The following is a 17,653-nucleotide window of genomic DNA, read 5'->3' on the forward strand; positions in this document are numbered from 1 at the left end:
CACGAGGACGGGCGGTCCGACCGCAGACGCCGGCGCGTTCGCGATCAGCGCCGAGCCGAGCCGAGCCGAGCCGAGCCGAGCCGCCGGAACGCCCCACGCAGGTCCGGCAGTTCCCGTCCCCTCCCCCGACCACGTCCCGGACCACGGTCGCAACCGCGAGCGAGACCCGACCGACTCACCCCGAGAGGCCCGCGCCGCCTCAGGCGTCGCGGGCTAAATCCCTTGCCCTCCACCCGTCCCGCTATTTATAGTCATGGCGACTATTAAGGAGTCGCCCCGTGAACTGGAACCTCAGCTGGACCGAAGCGCTCGGCTTCGCCACCGGCGCCGTCTGTGTCTGGCTGGTGGCCCGCCAGCACATCGCCAACTGGCCCGTGGGCATTGCCAACAACGTCTTCTTCATCGTGCTCTTCCTCCAGGCCGGCCTGTACGCCGACGCCGGTCTCCAGGTCGTCTTCATCGCGCTGGCCGCCTACGGCTGGTGGACCTGGGCCCGCGGCAGCGGACGGACCGCCGCCGACGCCCTGCCGGTGCGCCGTACGACGGGTGCCGAATGGACCTGGCTCGCCGCCGCCGGCGTGCTGGGCACCGCCGCCCTCACGCTGCTGCTGGACCGCGCCACCGACTCCACCGTCCCCTTCTGGGACGCGCTCACCACCGCCCTCTCCCTGGCGGCCACCTACGGCCAGTGCCGCAAGCTGCTGGAGTCCTGGTGGCTGTGGATCGCCGCCGACCTGGTCTACATCCCGCTGTACGCCTACAAGGACCTCTACCTGACCTCCCTGCTGTACGTCGGCTTCCTCGCCCTGTGCGTGGCCGGCCTCGTCGGCTGGCGGCGCACCCTCGTGGCCACGGCCCCCCGGCCCGTGACGGCGGTGACCGCGTGAGCACCGCCGCCCGCCCTTACCGGCACGGCCTGGTGCTCGGCAAGTTCTATCCGCCGCACGCGGGCCACCACCATCTCGTCCGCACCGCCCAGGCGCAGTGCGACCGGCTGACCGTTCTGGTCTGCGCGGCCTCCGTGGAATCGGTGCCGCTCGCCGACCGGGTGGCGTGGATGCGCGAGGCCCACCCGGGGGCCGAGGTCGTCGGCGCCGTCGACGACCACGCGGTCGACCTGCACGACCCCGCGGTGTGGGACGCCCACATGACGGTCTTCCGTACGGCCGTCCCGGAGCCGGTGGACGCCGTGTTCACCTCCGAGTCCTACGGGACCGAGTTGGCCCGCCGGTTCGGTGCGGCCGAGGTCGGCGTGGACCTGGACCGCACCACGTACCCCGTCTCCGGCACGGCCGTACGCAAGGATCCGGTGGGCAGCTGGGCGTTCCTCGGCCCGGGCGTGCGCGGCGCCCTCGCCCGGCGCGTGGTCGTCCTCGGCGCCGAGTCCACCGGCACCACCACCCTCTCCCTGGCGCTGGCAGCCCACTACCGGGCGCGCGGCGGCGTCTGGACGGACACCGGCTGGGTGCCCGAGTACGGGCGCGCGTACAGCGAGGAGAAGCTCGCCGCCCTGCGGGCCACCGACCCCGGAGCCGACTGGTCCGAAGTGGCGTTCGCCTCCGAGGAGTTCCCCGTCATCGCCCGCCGCCAGGACGACGACGAACAGCGGGCGGCCCGCCGCGGCTCCCCCGTACTCTTCTGCGACACCGACTCCTTCGCCACCGCGATCTGGCACGAGCGCTACCTCGGCTCGCCCAGCCCCGAGGTGGCGGCGGTCGCCGCCCGCACCCCGCGCCACCTGTACCTGCTCACCGACCACGAGGGCGTGCCCTTCGAGGACGACGGCCTGCGCGACGAGCCCCACCTGCGCCCGTGGATGACCGGCCGGTTCCGGGAGGAACTGGAGCGCACCGACCGGCGGTTCCTGCTGGTCACCGGCAGCCCCGAGGAGCGGCTGCGCACCGCCGTGGCGGCGGTGGACGGCCTGCTCGCCGAGGGCTGGCACTTCGCCGACCCGCTCCCGGAGAACCGGTGACGGCCGCCGCTCCGTACGACCCGTCGGCGTACGAGCCGTTCGCGGTGACCGTCGACCTCGCCGTGCTCACCGTACGAGCGTCCTCCCTGCACGTGCTGCTGATCCGGCGCGGGCAGGAGCCGTACGCGGGCGCCTGGGCGCTGCCCGGTGGCTTCCTGCTGCCTTGGGAGTCGGCCGAGGAGGCCGCCCGCCGGGAACTCGCCGAGGAGACCGGCCTGCCGGAGCTCCTGGTCGACAGCCTCCACCTGGAGCAACTGCGCACCTACAGCGACCCGGACCGCGACCCCCGGATGCGGGTGGTCTCCGTGGCCTTCGCCGCGCTCATCCCCGATCTGCCCGAACCCGCGGCGGGCGGGGACGCCGCCCAGGCCCGCTGGGTACCGCTCGCCGAGGCCGATGCCACCGCGCTCGCCTTCGACCACGACCGCATCCTCGCCGACGCCCGTGAACGGGTCCGGGCCAGGCTGGAGTACACCTGCCTGGCCCCCGCCTTCTGCCCGCCCGAGTTCACCCTCGGCGAGTTGCAGGCCGTCTACGAGACCGTCTGGGACACGGGCCTCGACCGTCCCAACTTCCGCCGCAAGGTGCTCGCCACCCCCGGCTTCGTGGAGGCCGTCCCCGGCGGCGCGCGTCTGACCGGCGGCCGTGGCAAACCCGCCGCGCTGTATCGCGCCGGCCCGGCCACCGCCCTGCACCCGCCCCTGCTCCGGCCGGAGGACCCCCGATGACCGCCACGGCCTCGACCGACACCCTTGCCACCGGCGCCTGTTCGGCACCTCCCTCGGCTACGTGCCGGGCTGACCCATCGGGCAGCCCGGCGGTCGGTCAGGCCCGGAACTGGTTCGCCGGGACCGGGAGGCCGTAGTGCTCGCGCAGGGTCGTGCCCTCGTACTCCTCGCGGAACAGGCCCTTGCCGCGCAGGATCGGCAGGACGTGCTCGGTGAAGGCCGCGAGGCCCGAGGGCAGGGCGGGCGCCATGATGTTGAATCCGTCCGCGGCCCCACCCTCGAACCAGGCGATGATCGTGTCCGCGACCTGCTCGGGCGTACCGATGAACTCGAAGTGGCCGCGCCCACCGCCGAGTCGGGAGATGATCTGACGAACCGTGAGTTTTTCACGGACCGCGAGATCGATGATCAGGTCGGAACGGCTCTGTGACCCCTCCAGCTTCGGCCTGGCGAGGATGAAGTCCGGCAGGGGCGCGTCGAGTTCGAAGGCCGATGGCTCGGTCTCGAACACGGCTGCCAGCTGGCGCAGCCCGTACTCCGGGACGCGCAGCTCGTCGAACTGCCGGGCGAGCGCCCGGGCTTCCGCCTCGGTCGACCCGATGTAGGGGACGATGCCGGGCAGGACGATCACGCCGTCCGGGTCGCGCCCCGCGGCCCTGGTCCGTGCCTTGATGTCGGCGTAGAAGGCGGCCGCGCGCTCGTAGGTCGTGTGAGCGGTGAAGATGGCCTCGGCGTGGCGGGCCGCGAACTCCTTTCCGTCCTCGGAGGAGCCGGCCTGGACGAGCAGTGGGTAACCCTGGGGCGGGCGCTGGACGTTGAGCGGTCCGGCCACCTTGAAGTACGTGCCCTGGTGGCCGAGCCGGTGCAGCCCGTCGGGGTCGGCGTAGCGTCCGCCGGCCTGGTCCGCAACGACGGCGTCGGACTCCCAGCTGTCCCACAGGGCTTTGGCGACCTTCAGGAACTCGTCGGCACGGGCGTAGCGCTCGGCGTGGCCGGGACGGTTGTCGAGGCCGAAGTTGGCGGCCTCGTCCGCCCCTGCCGAGGTGACGATGTTCCAGCCGGCGCGGCCACCGCTGACGTGGTCGACGGAGGCGAGCCGGCGGGCGAGGTTGTAGGGCTCGTTGTACGTCGAGGAAACGGTCGCGATGAGGCCGATCCGGCTGGTCGCCTGGGACAGGGCGGTCAGCAGTGTGAGTGGCTCGAGCTGGCCCGGCGGCCGGAATTCGCCGGTTCCCATGAGGGCCGGACCGTCCGCGAGGAACAGCGAGTCGAACTTGGCGCTCTCGGCGAGCTGTGCCAGCTCGATCCAGTGCCGCAGGTCGAAGTCCGCCCGGGGGTTGCTGTGCGGGAGCCGCCACGCCGCCTCATGGTGGCCCGCCTCCATGAGGAAGGCGTTGAGGTGGAGCCGGCGCTGTGTCTGGGTCACGGGTTGTCTCCTTCGCTTGTCGAGGTGGATGGCGGGTCAGTTGAAGGTCAGCTTGGAGCTGTCGTACCCGGCGGGCAGGAGGTTGTCGGTGATCGACGCGAGGTCGACCTTCTTGGTGATCTGGCCCGCTTCCAGGAACGCGTCCGCGAGCTTCTGCTCCAGCTCGATGTCCGACTTCTCGACCGGGGTCACGCGGTTCGAGTAGGCGGCCAGGGACGTCTTGGCGTCGGCCAGGGGGATGCCCTGTTCCTGGGAGAGTGCCTTCGCGTACTGATCAGGGTGCTTGATGGCCCAGGCGTACTCGCGGGAGAGCCTCTTCAGGGCGTCCGTGAGGGCCGCACGCTTGGTCCTGTCCTTCAGCGACGTGTCACTCGCGACGTAGTAGCTGCTCGTCTGGTCGATCGGCGGGAGGCCCTTGACCAGGATCCGCGCACCGTTCTTGACCGCGATCGCCGACTGCGGGTTCCAGATCGACCAGGCGTCCACCTTCCCGGTGTTGAACGCCGTCGCGGCGGCCGCCGGGTCGAGGAACACCAGTTTCGCGTCCTTGGGGCCGAGGCCGACGCTCTTCAGTGCGTTCAGGGCCAGTCCATGGGCGGAACTGCCCTGCGGAACGGCGATCCGCTTGCCCTTGAGGTCGGCGGCCGTCCTCAGCTTCGAGCCCTTCGGCACGATGATGTTCTCCACCGCCTGGTCGGGTGTGAGCGAGCGGTTCACGGCGACGATCTTGAAGCCGTACTCCTTCGCGGCACCGGTGATCGGCGGCACGTCACCGACGCTGCCTAGGTCTATGTCCCCCGACGCCGCGGCTTGCACGAGGGGTGGGCCGTAGGTGAAGCGGGCGAACTTCACCTTGTAGGGGGCGTTGTCGAAGACGCCGGTCAGTTTCGCCAGGGCCTGGCTGCCGTCACCGCCGTTGTCTCCGATGGTGAAGGTGTACTTGCTCCACTCGGGGTGCTTCTCGCTGCTCGCGTTGCCGGCGTTGCTCAGCGGCGCGGTGGTGTCGGAGGACGATCCGCAGGCGACGAGGGTGCTTGCGAGGGCGAGGGGAGCGGCCGCGGCGATGAGTCGGGAGGTTGTCTTGCGCATGGGATGTCCTGTGCTTTCTGTGCTGGGTACGGGTGTTGGGGGATCTTGGGAGGGTCAGTGCTGCCCGGCGAGGCCGAGGTCTTCCAGGAGCCGGGCGCGGAGTTCCTCTCGCGCCACACTCGCTTCGCGGTCCGCGGCGGAGAGGTGAACGGTGTGTGCGGCGCCGATGCCGCCGTTGCTCATGACGAGGATGCGGTCCGCCAGAGCGATCGCCTCGTCGATGTCGTGGGTGACGAGCAGCATGGCGGCATGGTGTTTGGTGCGTAGTGCGCGCACGAGGTCGTGCATGCGCAGCCGCGTGATGGCGTCGAGGGCGGCGAACGGCTCGTCGAGCAGGACGAGTTCGGGCTCCGAGACCAGCGCCCTTGCCAGCGAGACTCGTTGGGCCTCGCCGCCGGAGAGCTCCTTGGGCCATGCCTTCTCGCGGCCCGAGAGTCCGACCTCGGCGAGCACGTCGCGGGCCCGCTGGTCCGCGTCGGGTCCGTGCAGGCCGAGTGTGATGTTGCGCAGGACGCGCTGCCACGGCAGCAGCCGGTCGGCCTGGAAGACGATCGCTCGCTTCGCCGGGACCTCCACGCGTCCTCCGTCGGGCCGGTCCAGTCCGGCGAGCAGCCGCAGGAGGGTGCTCTTTCCGCAGCCCGAGGGGCCGAGCAGGATCACCAACTCCCCGTCCTCGATGGTGAGATCGAGTCGGTCGAGTACGACCCGGTCACCGAACTGCCGGACGACCCGCTCCACGACGACGCCGGTCTGCCGGCGGAGGTCGGTCGCGACTGTGCTGCTCATGACGCCTCATAACTCGGGCGCCACCGCAGCAGCACCCGTTCGAGAGCACGGACGAACTGATCGGCGAGCAGGCCGAGGAGCGAGTAGATCACCAGCCCCACGAAGACCTGGTTGGTCTGGAGGTAGGTCTGTCCCTGGGTGATGAGGAAGCCGAGTCCCTTGTCGGCGTTGACCGTCTCCGCGGCGACGAGTCCGAGGACGCTGTACGCGAGGGAGAAGCGCAGGCCGACCAGGAAACCCGGCAGCGATCCGGGCACCAGCACCCGCGTCACCAGGCGCCAGGTGCCCGCTCCGGTCGTGCGTGCCATCTCGATGAGCCGCTGGTCGACGCCGCGGATCGCGGCGAACAGGTTGAGGTACATCGGCACGCCGGCGCCGAAGGAGATCAGCAGCACCTTGGTGAGCTCGTCGATGCCGAACCACACGATCATCAGGGGCAGTACCGCGAGCAGAGGGATCGTGTTGAGGACCTGTACGACGCCGTTGAACAGATACTCGCCGCTGCGCAGCAGTCCGCCGAGGACTCCGGTGACGATGCCGACCGACAGGCCGATCGCGAGGCCGATACCGGCCCGCTGCAGGGAGACGGCCACATCCGGCCCGAGCACGCCCTGCTGCCACAGATCGACGGCGGACCGCACGATCGAGGTCGGCGCCGGGGCGTAGGTCTTCGTCACCACGCCGGCCCGGGCGAGAACCTCCCAGACCACGAGGATCACGACCGGAGTCGTATAGATGCCCAGCGGCCAGCGCAGCCGGTCACGGAGTGTCGCGAGCGACGTCCGGCGGCGCGCGTCGCGCGGAAGGAACACCTCGCGTTCCCGCACGTTGTCGGTCGCGGCGTCCGGGCCCTTGAGAACGGCCGGCGCCGGAATGCGGACCTCGGTCATGCCGCCACCGCCAGGAACCTGGTGTAGTGCGAGGCCTCACCGACGAGTTGCTCGCTGCGGCGTCCGGAATGGTCGAGGGCCGCGTTGTCGAGGGCGAGGGCCTTGTGCTCGTTGAGGGCGTCGCGCAGTGCCGTGAGCGTGGGGTCGTCCGGTGGCGCCGCGAGGTCGACGCCCTCGATCACCGCGCCGATGCGGCCGGTGAGCTTACGGAGGGACACGGGCATGAGGAGGTCCTTGTCGGAGGAGGTGGGCGTACCACCGTGTGCCGGCGGATGGGTGGCGGCGATGACAGACCGGCCCGCGGGCCGTGCGACCGGAGTCGGGGCAGGCACCGGCGGTCAGGACGTGGAGACAAGCAGCCGACGGCCACGCAGGAAGCGCGGCCGGGCAGGTCGGACCATCGGCACGCTGACGCCTGCTCGCCGAACCCGACGGCGGGCCGTCTTATCGCCCTGAGACCTGCTGACGGCTCGCCCGTTCTTCAACGACCGTCTCTGCCCGCTCGTACAGCCTTCGCGCCCCTTCGCGCCCAGCGCTGCGCACGCTTCTGCCCGCAGCCGGGAAAGAGAGGTGTGAGGTCAGGCGGTGCAAGCGACGGCTCAGAAGCCGGATGCGACGATCCCGCGGAACAGCCTTGCGGCACAGGCGGGTTGACACCGCGTCCGGCCGACGTGCGCAGTCGATGCGCACCGATCGCTGCCGGGGACAACTTGCCGGGTCAGCGACAACAGAACGTGCTGGCGACGAGCGCCAGATCGATGTGGCGCCGCCGGGTCAGGTCCACGTGCGGGTTCATGGGACGGGAGTTCAGCAGACGTCCACAGCAGTGGTCAAGAAAATCGGGGCAGGTCTTGCATGGCGGACACGGAGAGCTTCTCCGTTTGTCCGGGACGCCTTGGAGCGGCCGATCGATTCCGCGCCGACCGATGGCGTGCCCCGGGCCCGTGCGCCCGTCCTCGGGGCGGGCGGAACGAGACGCGCGGCTCGTTCCGCCGAGCCCCGTACCTGCGGACGGCGGTCCCCTCGCCGGTTCGGCACCCGCCCCGAACAGCGCGTCGACCGTGCACTCCGACGGAGGAGACACCCCCAAGACACCCCCGTACGGCTGGTTCGTGACGCCGTCATGTGGTTATCTGGGCTCATGACCGTCCTTGTGACCCGCCGCCACGTCGATTACGTGCGTGTCACCACCACCGGTTGTCCCGCCGCGAGCTGACGTCACGCCCGGCCTGCTGACCAGCATCTCTCTCACCGCATAACGCTGCCCGCCGCTGCCGTACCGGCAGTGGTCCGCGGCGCCGTGGTTCCCTCGCGCCTTCCCTCTCTCACCCTCCGTACAGGGAGCAGCACCATGAGCCAGCCCATCGACTCCGTCACCGCAGGCCACACCCCCGAGGACGCACCCGCCGGACCTGACACCTCGGCATGGTCCTTCGAGACCAAGCAGATCCACGCCGGAGCCACGCCCGACCCGACGACCGGCGCCCGGGCGACGCCGATCTACCAGACGACGTCGTTCGTGTTCCGGGACACCCGGCACGCGGCCGACCTGTTCTCGCTGGCCGAACCCGGCAACATCTACACGCGCATCCACAACCCCACCCAGGATGTCTTCGAGCAGCGGATCGCCGCGCTGGAAGGCGGTGTGGCGGCCGTCGCGCTCTCCTCCGGGCAGGCGGCGGAGACACTGGCGATCCTGACGCTCGCGAGTGCGGGCGATCACATCGTCTCCAGTACGTCGCTGTACGGCGGTACGTACAACCTCTTCCGTCACACGCTCCCCAAGTTCGGTATCGACGTGTCGTTCGTCGACGACCCCGACGACGTGGAGGCGTGGCGGGCGGCGATCCGGCCGAACACCAAGGCACTGTTCGCCGAGACGCTGGGCAACCCGCGCGGCAACGTGCTGGACGTACGGGCCGTCGCGGACGTCGCCCATGCCGGGGGCGTGCCGCTGATCGTGGACAACACGGTCCCGACTCCCTATCTGCTGCGGCCCCTTGAGCACGGCGCGGACATCGTCGTGCACTCCGCCACCAAGTTCCTGGGCGGGCACGGCACGACCATCGCGGGTGTGGTCGTCGACGGCGGCACCTTCGACTTCGGCGCGCACGCCGAGCGGTTCCCGGACTTCACTGAGCCGGACCCGAGTTATCACGGACTGCGGTACTGGCCGGCCCTCGGCCCGAGTGCCTTCGCGGTCAAGCTTCGGGTGCAGCTGTTGCGCGACCTCGGACCTGCGCTCTCCCCGCACTCCTCGTTCCTGCTGCTACAGGGCGTGGAGACACTGAGCCTGCGCATCGAGCGGCACTCGGCGAACGCCCAGGCACTCGCCGAATGGCTGGAGCAGCGCGACGAGGTGGCCGCGGTCCACTACCCGGGGCTCGAGTCCAGCAAGTGGTACGAGGCGGGCCGGAGGTATCTGCCGCGCGGCGCCGGTGCCGTGGTCTCCTTCGAGCTGCGGGACGGGGTGGAGGCGGGCAAACGGTTCGTGGACGCGGTCGAGTTGTTCAGCCACCTCGCCAACATCGGCGACGTACGAAGCCTGATCATCCATCCGGCGTCCACCACCCACAGCCAGCTCGACGACGAGCAGCTCGCGGCCACCGGCACCTCACCCGGTCTGGTGCGTCTGTCGGTCGGCATCGAGAACCTCGCCGACCTCAAGGCGGACCTGGAGGCAGGCTTCCGCGCGGCCAAGGGCGCGTCCTGAACACCGTACTGACACCTCATCAGGAACCCCTCCCGCCGGCCACCGGTGCCTGGCGGGAGGGGGACCCGCCGGGGCGTCGCCGGTGGTACAGGCTGGAAAAGCCTCTTCCGCTGGAGGCGGGCGGCGAACTGCCGGGTGTGCGGCTGGCGTTCGAGACGTGGGGACGACTCGCGCCGGACGCCTCCAATGCCGTCCTTGTCCTGCACGCTCTCACCGGGGACAGTCACGTCGCCGGACCGGCCGGACCCGGGCACCCCACCCCCGGCTGGTGGGACGGGCTCGTCGGACCGGGACGGGCCCTGGACCCGGACCGCTGGTTCGTCGTGGCCCCGAACGTCCTCGGAGGCTGCCAAGGCAGTACCGGGCCCTCGTCGCTCACGCCGGGCGGACGCCACTGGGGCGGTGGCTTTCCCTTTCTGACACAGCGCGACCAGGTGGCGGCCGAGGCAGGCCTCGCCGACTCGCTCGGCATCGACCGCTGGGCGCTGGTGATCGGCGGTTCGATGGGCGGGATGCGGGCTCTGGAATGGGCCGTTTCCTATCCCGGACGAACCGGTGCCCTCCTGCTGCTCGCCACGAGCGCCTCGGCGAGCGCCGAGCAGATCGCCTGGGCCGACATCCAGCTACGTACCATCCGCTCCGACCGGAACTGGCTCGGAGGCAACTACCACGACACCGGCCGTGGCCCCCACACAGGTCTTGGACTGGCCCGGCGGATCGCCCATGTCACCTACCGCAGCGAGCCGGAACTCCATGTCCGCTTCGGACGTACGCCTCAGGGCGCGGAGGACCCCTGGAACGGCGGCCGGTACCAGGTCGAGTCCTACCTCGACCACCACGCGGCCAAGCTGGTGAGGCGCTTCGACGCGGGCAGCTACGTCGTGCTGTCCGAGGCCATGAACAGCCACGACATCGGCCGGGGCCGCGGTGGCGTGCGCGCCGCTCTGCGGCGGGTGACCGCCCGTACCCTCGTGGCCGGAGTCGGCTCCGACCGCCTCTATCCACCGGCCCAGCAGGCGGAACTGGCGGGAGGCATCTCCACGGCCGACGGTCTCCGGTTGATCGAATCTCCCTACGGCCACGACGGCTTCCTCATCGAGGTGGAACAGGTGGCAGCACTCGTAGGTGAACTCCTTCCCTCGAAACACGCCGATCAGGAGCGGACCTGACGGTTCGTCGACCGGTTCGGCGAGGGTGAGCGAGGTGTGCGAGAAGCAGCCCGGTCCGCGGTGGACGGCCTGCTCCGATCGCGTCCGCGCGAGCGAGTGACAGAATCAGTGGGTGCGCTCGGAGCGGAGCAAAAGAGGCCCTGCCGGGGTGGTTGCGGTCACCGGAAGTTCGGGCCGGGTCGGATCGGCTCTGGCAGCGGCGTTCGACGCGGCCGGCTGGGTGGTCCGTGGCCTGGACCGGGTGCCCGGACCTTGGACAAGTGCCGTCGCGGACCTGCGAGATCGCCGCGTGCGGCGGGCCGCGTTACGGTCGGCCGACGTCCTGGTCCATGCCGCCGCGCTCCACGCCCCGCACGTCGGGCGCGTGGCCGATGAGGAGTTCCGCGCCGTGAATGTGGGCGTGACCGCAGAACTGCTCGACGACGCCGCCCGGTTCGACGTTCGGCGTGTCCTCTACATCAGCAGCACGAGCGTCTACGGACACGCCCTGGTACCCACCGACCGCGCGGTCTGGGTGGACGAGCAGCTCATGCCTCTTCCCCGGGACATCTACGACGAGACCAAACTGGCCGCCGAGGATCTGGTCGCCGCCTGCGGCGTTTCCTCGGTCACGCTGCGCATAGCGCGATGCTTTCCGGAGCCGCCGTCTGTACGGGCCCGCCACCTGCTGCACCGGGCTGTCGACGTGGCCGACGTCGCGGCGGCGGGGGTGCTGGCCGTGACGCACTCCTCGGTGACCGGCAGGTTCAACATCTCCGGGCCGCACCCGTTTCGCCGAGAGGACTGCCTTGCCCTTCACCATGACGCGGGCGCGGTCCTCGCCGGCCGGGCTCCGGACGTCTTCGAGGCATTCCGCGACCGGGGATGGCCTGTGCCGGATCGTCTGGACCGGGTCTACGACTCGACCGCCGCGGTGAACGCCTTCGGATACCGCCCTGTTCGCGGAGTCCGGCAACTACTGCGCGATGCCGCCGACGGGCAGAGCCCATGAGCGGGTCCGCGGCGGCCAGACGGCTCCCGCGGCGGACTGCATAGGATTCAGGTGATCAAGTCCCTGGCACGAGTGAACTGGTGGACATTGCCGTGACCGCATCAATGGCGTGCAGGAAGATCCTTTCTTTCGAAGCGGGATCCGTCTACGCGTGGGAAACGATTGAGGGCGCCACCGGGAACGTCCTGATCGATCCGCAGGCATCGGTCGCCCGCGCCTGCACACCGGAGGGAATGTCCCTCGGCGGGATGATCCTCGACAAGAACGTCGGGAACGTGGAGAACCCCGACCCGGACCCGGAACTCGGCCGTGCGTTCCTGGTCGTCGCATCGGCGATCCTCCGGGAGGCGGAGCGGCAGGGGCGACTGCCCGACAAGGTCACGCGCACCTACTGGTAGGCGTCACGTCACCACCCGGGAGGCCGCGCGCTCCAGGATCGGCCGCGAGCACGGGACGGACCCGTCCCACGCCCCGTCGGAACCGCCCGCCCGCTGTGGTCGTCTTGTGCGCTGACTGTGTACGTGGCGGGAACATGGGGGAAGTTGTGACGCGAAACGTGACGAAGGCCGGTCTCCTGGTGGTGGCCATGGCAACGGTGTTCGGGGCCTCCGCCTGCGGCGGGGACGCCGGCGCGGCGGCAGGCGGGACGCCCTCCTCGCACAAGGAGGGGGCGACCGTGACGCCCTTCGGGGACAAGCCGTCCTCCGGCTGGGCTCCGACGTCCCACGGCACCGTGGGGATGTCGTCCGGGACCGGGCCGGCCGCAGCGAGGGCCACAACTCGGCAGGTGCCGTGGAATCTCGACATTCTCGACCAGCGGTCGCGGCCGCTCAACGGGAAGTTCACCACCACGGCCACGGGCAAGGGCGTTCACGTCTACGTGATCGACACCGGAATGGACATCGCCCACAAGGAGTTCGGCGGACGCGCCCGCCTCGGCGCCGACTTCGTGGGCCCGAAGGACTCCGGTGACTGTTTCAGCGAGGCCGGCACCGGCCACGGCACGTTCGTCGCGGGCGTCATCGGCGGGGCGAAGTACGGGGTGGCCCCCAAGGCGGAGCTCGTACGGGTCCAGGGCATCGTGTGCGAGAGCGAGGGCGGCGGCTCCCCCGCGGCGGCGGAGGCGGCCCTGGTGAAGTCGGTCAAGTGGGTCACCGCGCACGCGCAGAAGCCCGCGGTGGTGAACATGTCGCTCAACCTCGACCACCGGTCGACGGCTCTGGAGTCCGCCGTGAAGAAGATGGTCGACGCGGGGATCCCGACGGTGGTGTCGGCCGGCAACTTCCATGACGACGCCTGCAAGCACTCCCCGGCCGGCGTCCCCGGCACCATCGTCGTGGCCGCCTCCACCTCGAACGACCACGCGTGGACCGACAGCGGCTCCTACGGATCGGGTTACGGACGGTGCGTGGACCTGTACGCCCCCGGCCAGAAGGTGACCGCCGCCCTCGCCGGCGGCGGTACGACCACGGAGAACGACGGCGCGACGTCCTGGGCCGCACCGCACGCGACCGGCGTGATCGCGCTGTATCTGTCGGCACACCCCCACGCCACGGCTCACGAGGTTCACGTCTGGCTCGACCACACGGCCACCCGCGGTGTCGTACGTGGCGTGCGCTCCGACACTCCCAACAGGCTGCTCAACACGGGCGGCCTCTGACCTGCCCGGCGCCACCCCGGCCGCACAGCCATCGAGGCCCCCCACCGGGCCGACGGCCGGGCCGCGGACCTGCTCGACCCACGCCGGCAGTGGCGCACCGACCTGCGAAGCTCGCTGTGCCGCTGCCTGTGCCGCTCGCCGTGACTTGGCCTGTGACTGCTCCTAGGCTGAAATCCTCGGCTCCCGTCGCGGAGGTCTTCCATGCCCCGAACCGTCTGGTCCGGCGCCATCTCGTTCGGCCTGGTCACCGTGCCCGTCCACGTGGTCAACGCCCGGGAGGACCACAGCATCCACTTCCACCAGGTGCACCTGGTGGACATGGGCCGGGTCCGGAGCCGCAAGATCTGCGAGATCGAGGGCCGCGAGGTCGCGCAGTCCGAGATCGGCAAGGGCTACCAGTGGGGCAAGGACACGATCATCCCGGTGCTCGACGAGGAACTGCGGGAGATACCGCTGCCCACGGCGAAAGCCATCGAGATCGAGGCGTTCGTGCCGCTGGACTCCATCGACCCCATCCAGATCGGCGACGGTTACTACCTCCAGCCCGACGGCAAGGTCGCCGCCAAGCCCTACACGCTCCTGCGGAAGGCGCTGGAGCGTTCCTCGAAGGTGGCCGTGGCGAAGTACGCCTGGAGCGGCCGCGAGCGCCTCGGCCTTCTCCGGGTCCGCGACAACGTCATCGTCCTGCACGCGATGCGCTGGTCCGACGAGATCCGCAACCCCGCCGAACTGAAACCGGACGAGGTCGAACTCACCGACGCGGAGATCGCCCAGGCGGAGCAGCTCATCGACCGGCTGACCCGCGACGACCTGGAAGGTGAGGAGTTCACCGACCGGTACACCGAGGCGGTGGAGCAGCTCATCGAAGCGAAACAGGAGCACCGCGAACCGCCCGCGGCCGAGGAGCCCGAGGAGGCACCGGGGCAGATCGTCGACCTCATGGCCGCGCTCAAGGAATCCGTGGCCAAGGCCCGCAAGTCCCGGGGCGACGACGCCACCGTCCACGACCTGCCCAAGAAGAAGACCACGGCCAAGAAGTCCGCGGCCAAGAAGACGGCGGCGCGAAAGCCGCGGCGCAGCGCCTGATACCTGGCCGGTGCCTGCCCGACGCGTGGCCCATGCCTGGGTGAGCGGGGGTACCGGCTCTGGCGCCCCCGGTGGCGTGCCGGGCCGGTGCCGCTGCCCTGTCGGGGCGTGCGGAACTCCGGTCAGGCCGTGGCGGCGGGACCGGGCGGGATGTGAACGGTCATGATCAGGTGGCAGGTCTGATCTCCTGAGCCGCGGTAGGTGTGGGGGGTGTCGCCCTCGAAGGTGGCGGTCTGCCCGGACTCCATGGCGTACTCGGTGCCGTCGACGACGAGCACCATCTGTCCGGCGGTGACGCTGACGGTCTCCACGACGCCGGCTTGATGCGGATGACTGGGGTATTCCTCGCCCGGTTCCAGTTTCCAGCGCCAGACCTCGACCGGGGCCGGTCCCGAGGTGGTCAGCATCAGCCGCGCCTCGCTTCCCTTCTTCCCGGCCCACAAGGGCATGACGGCATCGGCGGTCACCACCCGGACGCGGCCTTCGGCAGGGCCCTCCATCAGTGCGGACACCGAGATGCCCAGGGTGTCGGCGAGGCGGACCAGGGTGGCGAAGTTCGGGTTGCCCTGGGCCTTCTCCAGTCCGACCAGGGCGCCCTTGCTGACCTTGGCGCGTCGGCCGAGTTCGTCCAGGGACAGTCCGGCGCGGGTGCGGGCGGCTCTGACGTTGTGCGCGAGCGTCCGCAGTGCCGCTTCGGTCTCGGCCATCGGTCTCCCCTCCTGGCAGCGCTCATCGCACTGCACCACACAGTCGTTCGGTTGACCAGCTCCGGTCGGTGCGTTGTACGGTGTAGTCGTTCCATTGATAGTAAGGGATGTACCCGTGATCGCTCTGCTGCTGGCCCTGGGCAGCTCTCTGGCCTACGGATGCGCCGACTTCCTCGGCGGCCTCGGCGCCCGCAGGGCCCATGTCCTGCGCACGGTGATGATCGCCGCGCCGGCCTCGCTCACCGTCGAACTGCTGCTGTGGCCCTTCCTCGGCGCCTCCTTCTCGCCGGCGACCCTGGCCTGGGGCGCGGCGTCCGGTGTCGCTTCGGCCGCGGCGTTCGCCCTGCTCTACCGCACGCTCGCGATCGGCCCGATGAACGTCCTCTCGCCCCTCACCGCTCTGATCTCGGCCATGCTGCCGGTGGGGGTCGGTCTGGTGCAGGGTGAGCAACTGGGCCCGGCCGGGCTGATCGGCCTGCCGCTGGCACTGGCGGCGGTGGTACTGGTCAGCGCCGGAGGCGGCACCGGGACCGCACGCCCGTCGCGTACCGCGCTGCTGCCGGCCTTCGGCGCCGGGGCCACCATCGCGCTGCAGCTGATCTTCCTGCACCAGGCGCCCGCGGACAGCGGCGTCGGACCCCTGATCGTCGGCCGTGCGGTCTCCTCCGCCGTCACCCTCGCCGCGGCCGGGCTGATGTACCGCCGTCTGGGCTCGGAGAAGCCCGCGTACGCGATGTCGGCGGCGGCCGGTGTGCTGGACTCGGTGGCCAATCTGCTGTTCCTGCTCGCCGCCCGGAGCGGCGACCTGGCCGTCGTCGCCGTGATCACCGCCCTGTACCCGGCCGGCACCGTCCTGCTCGCCCGCGGCATGCTCGCCGAGCGGATCCACCGCGGGCAGCTGATCGGCCTGGGCACCGCCGCCGTCGCCGTCAGCCTCCTCGCCCTCACCTGACCCCGTACGCGCCCGGAAGGGACCCCGCATGTTCATCCAGCCCTGGGACGCCGCCCTCGACGACGCCGAATGGCGGACCTGGATCGCCGACGGCCACGACTTCGGCATCCTCAGCGTCAACGGCCTGCCCGGACAGGCACCCGTCGTCGTACCCACCCACTTCATCGTCGACGACGGTGACCTGCTCATCCACCTGGCCCGCCCCAACCCCGTCTGGAAGGCGATCGAGGCCGACCCCGACGTCACATTCACCGTCACCGGCGACTACGCCTTCATCCCCGGGCCCTGGCGCGTCAAGCCCGACGTCCCGCCCACCGACGGCGTCCCCACCAGTTACTACTCGGCCGTCCAGTTCACCTGCCGGGCGTCGGTCGTCGACGAACCCGGGGCCAAGGCCGACCTGCTGCGCCGCCAGATGGCCCACTTCCAGCCCGAGGGCGACCACGCCGCCATCGAGCCCGACCTGCCCCCGTACGGACGGATGCTGACCGGCATCCGCGGCCTGCGCCTGGACGTCACCGCGGTGCGCGCGAAGTTCAAGTACGACGACCACAAGCCCGTCGAGCAGCGCACCGACACCGCCCGCCGGCTCACCGAACGCGACACCGGTCTGGACACGCCCACCGCGGCCCAGCAGCTGCGCCGCCTGGACCGCATCGGCCCCTGGAAATCCTGACCGCGCTCCTCATCCACCTCGCCCCGGAACGGACCCCCGGATGACCACCTTCCGTATCAACGCCTCCGTCGCCGACGCCTTCCCCGGCACTCTCATCGCCGTCGTCACCGCCACCGGTCTGCGCGGCGACGAACCCTGGCCCGCCACCACCATCGCCCTTCAGGACCTGGAGCGGCGGCTCGCCGACGCCACCTGGCAGCCCGCCGACGAGAACGATCCGCGCATCGAGGCATGGCACACCGCCTACCGGTCCTTCGGCACCAACCCCCGCCGCACCCGGCCCAGCGTCGACGCCCTCGGCCGACGTCTCGCCAAGAAGGGCGCCCTCCCGCGCATCAACGCGGCCGTCGACTCCTACAACGCCGTCTCCGTGCGCCACGGCCTGCCCGCCGGTGCCTTCGACCTCGACCACGTCACCGGGGACGTCGAGATCCGCTACGCCGACGGCAGCGAGACCTTCACCCCGCTCGGCGAACCCGACGCCGTCGAGAACCCCCGCCCCGGCGAAGTCATCTACGCCGACAGCACCGACGTACTCACCCGGCACTGGAACCACCGCGACGCCCACCACACCCGCGTCACCCCCGGCTCCACCCACGTGGCCTTCATCCTCGAAACCGTCCACGCCACCCGCGACGGACACCTTCTCAAGACGGCAGCCGATGAACTGCAGGAGCTGCTCGCCCCGCACGCCGCACGGACGACGGTGCACTACCTCAGCCCCGACACCGCCGCCTGAACGGGCGGGAGACGTGCCCGGTCCCGCGGTGCCCGCGCATCTCGCGGCCAAGGCGGCGGAGTCCGG

At 70.7% G+C, this 17,653-nt stretch carries 18 protein-coding genes; 12 read left to right on the top strand and 6 right to left on the bottom strand.

Annotated features, from left to right (window positions below):
* Positions 1–278 precede the first annotated feature (278 nt).
* Genes pnuC through OG780_RS02170 form a run of 3 tightly spaced genes read left to right on the top strand, consistent with a single transcriptional unit; the run spans position 279 to position 2,703 of the window.
* The gene (pnuC, locus tag OG780_RS02160) at positions 279–887 is read left to right on the top strand and encodes a nicotinamide riboside transporter PnuC (protein WP_328444050.1); all 609 of its coding nucleotides are present in this window, start codon (positions 279–281) and stop codon (positions 885–887) included.
* Positions 884–1,975: an AAA family ATPase gene (locus OG780_RS02165; protein WP_328444052.1), complete on the top strand. Its 1,092-nt coding sequence runs from the start codon at positions 884–886 to the stop codon at positions 1,973–1,975. The genes pnuC and OG780_RS02165 overlap by 4 nt, the downstream gene beginning before the upstream one ends.
* Positions 1,972–2,703, top strand: coding sequence for an NUDIX hydrolase (locus OG780_RS02170; RefSeq protein ID WP_328444053.1), 732 nt, complete (start codon positions 1,972–1,974; stop codon positions 2,701–2,703). The genes OG780_RS02165 and OG780_RS02170 overlap by 4 nt, the downstream gene beginning before the upstream one ends.
* A gap of 97 nt (positions 2,704–2,800) precedes the next feature.
* Here the strand turns inward: OG780_RS02170 and OG780_RS02175 are convergent, their stop codons facing one another.
* Genes OG780_RS02175 through OG780_RS02195 form a run of 5 tightly spaced genes read right to left on the bottom strand, consistent with a single transcriptional unit; the run spans position 2,801 to position 7,118 of the window.
* Complete coding sequence (locus OG780_RS02175) at positions 2,801–4,129, bottom strand: LLM class flavin-dependent oxidoreductase (RefSeq protein WP_328444055.1); 1,329 nt, start codon at positions 4,127–4,129, stop codon at positions 2,801–2,803.
* Between the two features lie 36 nt (positions 4,130–4,165).
* Positions 4,166–5,218, bottom strand: coding sequence for an ABC transporter substrate-binding protein (locus tag OG780_RS02180; RefSeq protein WP_328444057.1), 1,053 nt, complete (start codon positions 5,216–5,218; stop codon positions 4,166–4,168).
* 54 nt (positions 5,219–5,272) lie between these two features.
* Positions 5,273–6,004 carry an ABC transporter ATP-binding protein gene (locus OG780_RS02185; protein WP_328444059.1) on the bottom strand — a complete coding sequence of 244 codons (732 nt, stop codon included), beginning with the start codon at positions 6,002–6,004 and terminating at the stop codon, positions 5,273–5,275.
* The gene (locus OG780_RS02190) at positions 6,001–6,894 is read right to left on the bottom strand and encodes an ABC transporter permease (RefSeq protein WP_328444061.1); all 894 of its coding nucleotides are present in this window, start codon (positions 6,892–6,894) and stop codon (positions 6,001–6,003) included. Before OG780_RS02190 ends, OG780_RS02185 begins: the two co-directional genes overlap by 4 nt.
* Positions 6,891–7,118 (bottom strand): hypothetical protein, encoded by a 228-nt coding sequence (locus tag OG780_RS02195; protein WP_328444064.1) that lies wholly within the window; start codon positions 7,116–7,118, stop codon positions 6,891–6,893. Before OG780_RS02195 ends, OG780_RS02190 begins: the two co-directional genes overlap by 4 nt.
* Before the next feature lie 1,127 nt (positions 7,119–8,245).
* Here OG780_RS02195 and OG780_RS02200 point away from each other — a divergent pair.
* The 6 genes from OG780_RS02200 to ku all read left to right on the top strand — a co-directional run bounded on the left by OG780_RS02200 (position 8,246) and on the right by ku (position 14,513).
* Positions 8,246–9,607 (top strand): bifunctional o-acetylhomoserine/o-acetylserine sulfhydrylase, encoded by a 1,362-nt coding sequence (locus OG780_RS02200; protein ID WP_328444066.1) that lies wholly within the window; start codon positions 8,246–8,248, stop codon positions 9,605–9,607.
* Positions 9,604–10,776, top strand: coding sequence for a homoserine O-acetyltransferase MetX (gene metX, locus OG780_RS02205; protein ID WP_328457839.1), 1,173 nt, complete (start codon positions 9,604–9,606; stop codon positions 10,774–10,776). The genes OG780_RS02200 and metX overlap by 4 nt, the downstream gene beginning before the upstream one ends.
* 148 nt (positions 10,777–10,924) lie before the next feature.
* The gene (locus OG780_RS02210) at positions 10,925–11,767 is read left to right on the top strand and encodes an NAD-dependent epimerase/dehydratase family protein (protein WP_328444068.1); all 843 of its coding nucleotides are present in this window, start codon (positions 10,925–10,927) and stop codon (positions 11,765–11,767) included.
* 92 nt (positions 11,768–11,859) lie between these two features.
* Positions 11,860–12,165, top strand: a complete 306-nt coding sequence (locus OG780_RS02215; RefSeq protein WP_328444070.1) for a hypothetical protein — start codon at positions 11,860–11,862, stop codon at positions 12,163–12,165.
* Positions 12,166–12,311: 146 nt separating this feature from the next.
* Complete coding sequence (locus tag OG780_RS02220; protein ID WP_328444072.1) at positions 12,312–13,427, top strand: S8 family peptidase; 1,116 nt, start codon at positions 12,312–12,314, stop codon at positions 13,425–13,427.
* 201 nt (positions 13,428–13,628) lie between these two features.
* Positions 13,629–14,513: a non-homologous end joining protein Ku gene (gene ku / locus OG780_RS02225; protein WP_328444074.1), complete on the top strand. Its 885-nt coding sequence runs from the start codon at positions 13,629–13,631 to the stop codon at positions 14,511–14,513.
* 122 nt (positions 14,514–14,635) lie between these two features.
* Here the strand turns inward: ku and OG780_RS02230 are convergent, their stop codons facing one another.
* A complete protein-coding gene (locus tag OG780_RS02230) occupies positions 14,636–15,220 on the bottom strand; it encodes a helix-turn-helix domain-containing protein (RefSeq protein ID WP_328444076.1) in 585 nt (194 codons plus the stop codon).
* A gap of 115 nt (positions 15,221–15,335) precedes the next feature.
* Between OG780_RS02230 and OG780_RS02235 the strand changes: the two genes are divergently transcribed.
* From OG780_RS02235 to OG780_RS02245, 3 genes are read left to right on the top strand one after another with little or no spacing between them, the layout of a single operon-like run.
* Complete coding sequence (locus OG780_RS02235; protein ID WP_328444078.1) at positions 15,336–16,172, top strand: DMT family transporter; 837 nt, start codon at positions 15,336–15,338, stop codon at positions 16,170–16,172.
* A gap of 28 nt (positions 16,173–16,200) precedes the next feature.
* Positions 16,201–16,848, top strand: coding sequence for an FMN-binding negative transcriptional regulator (locus OG780_RS02240; protein WP_328444080.1), 648 nt, complete (start codon positions 16,201–16,203; stop codon positions 16,846–16,848).
* A 40-nt stretch (positions 16,849–16,888) separates the two neighbouring features.
* Positions 16,889–17,587 carry a B3/B4 domain-containing protein gene (locus tag OG780_RS02245; RefSeq protein ID WP_328444082.1) on the top strand — a complete coding sequence of 233 codons (699 nt, stop codon included), beginning with the start codon at positions 16,889–16,891 and terminating at the stop codon, positions 17,585–17,587.
* Positions 17,588–17,653: the final 66 nt, after the last annotated feature.

It is taken from the genome of Streptomyces sp. NBC_00386 (assembly GCF_036063235.1).
In the GTDB taxonomy this organism is placed as follows: Bacteria; Actinomycetota; Actinomycetes; order Streptomycetales; family Streptomycetaceae; genus Streptomyces.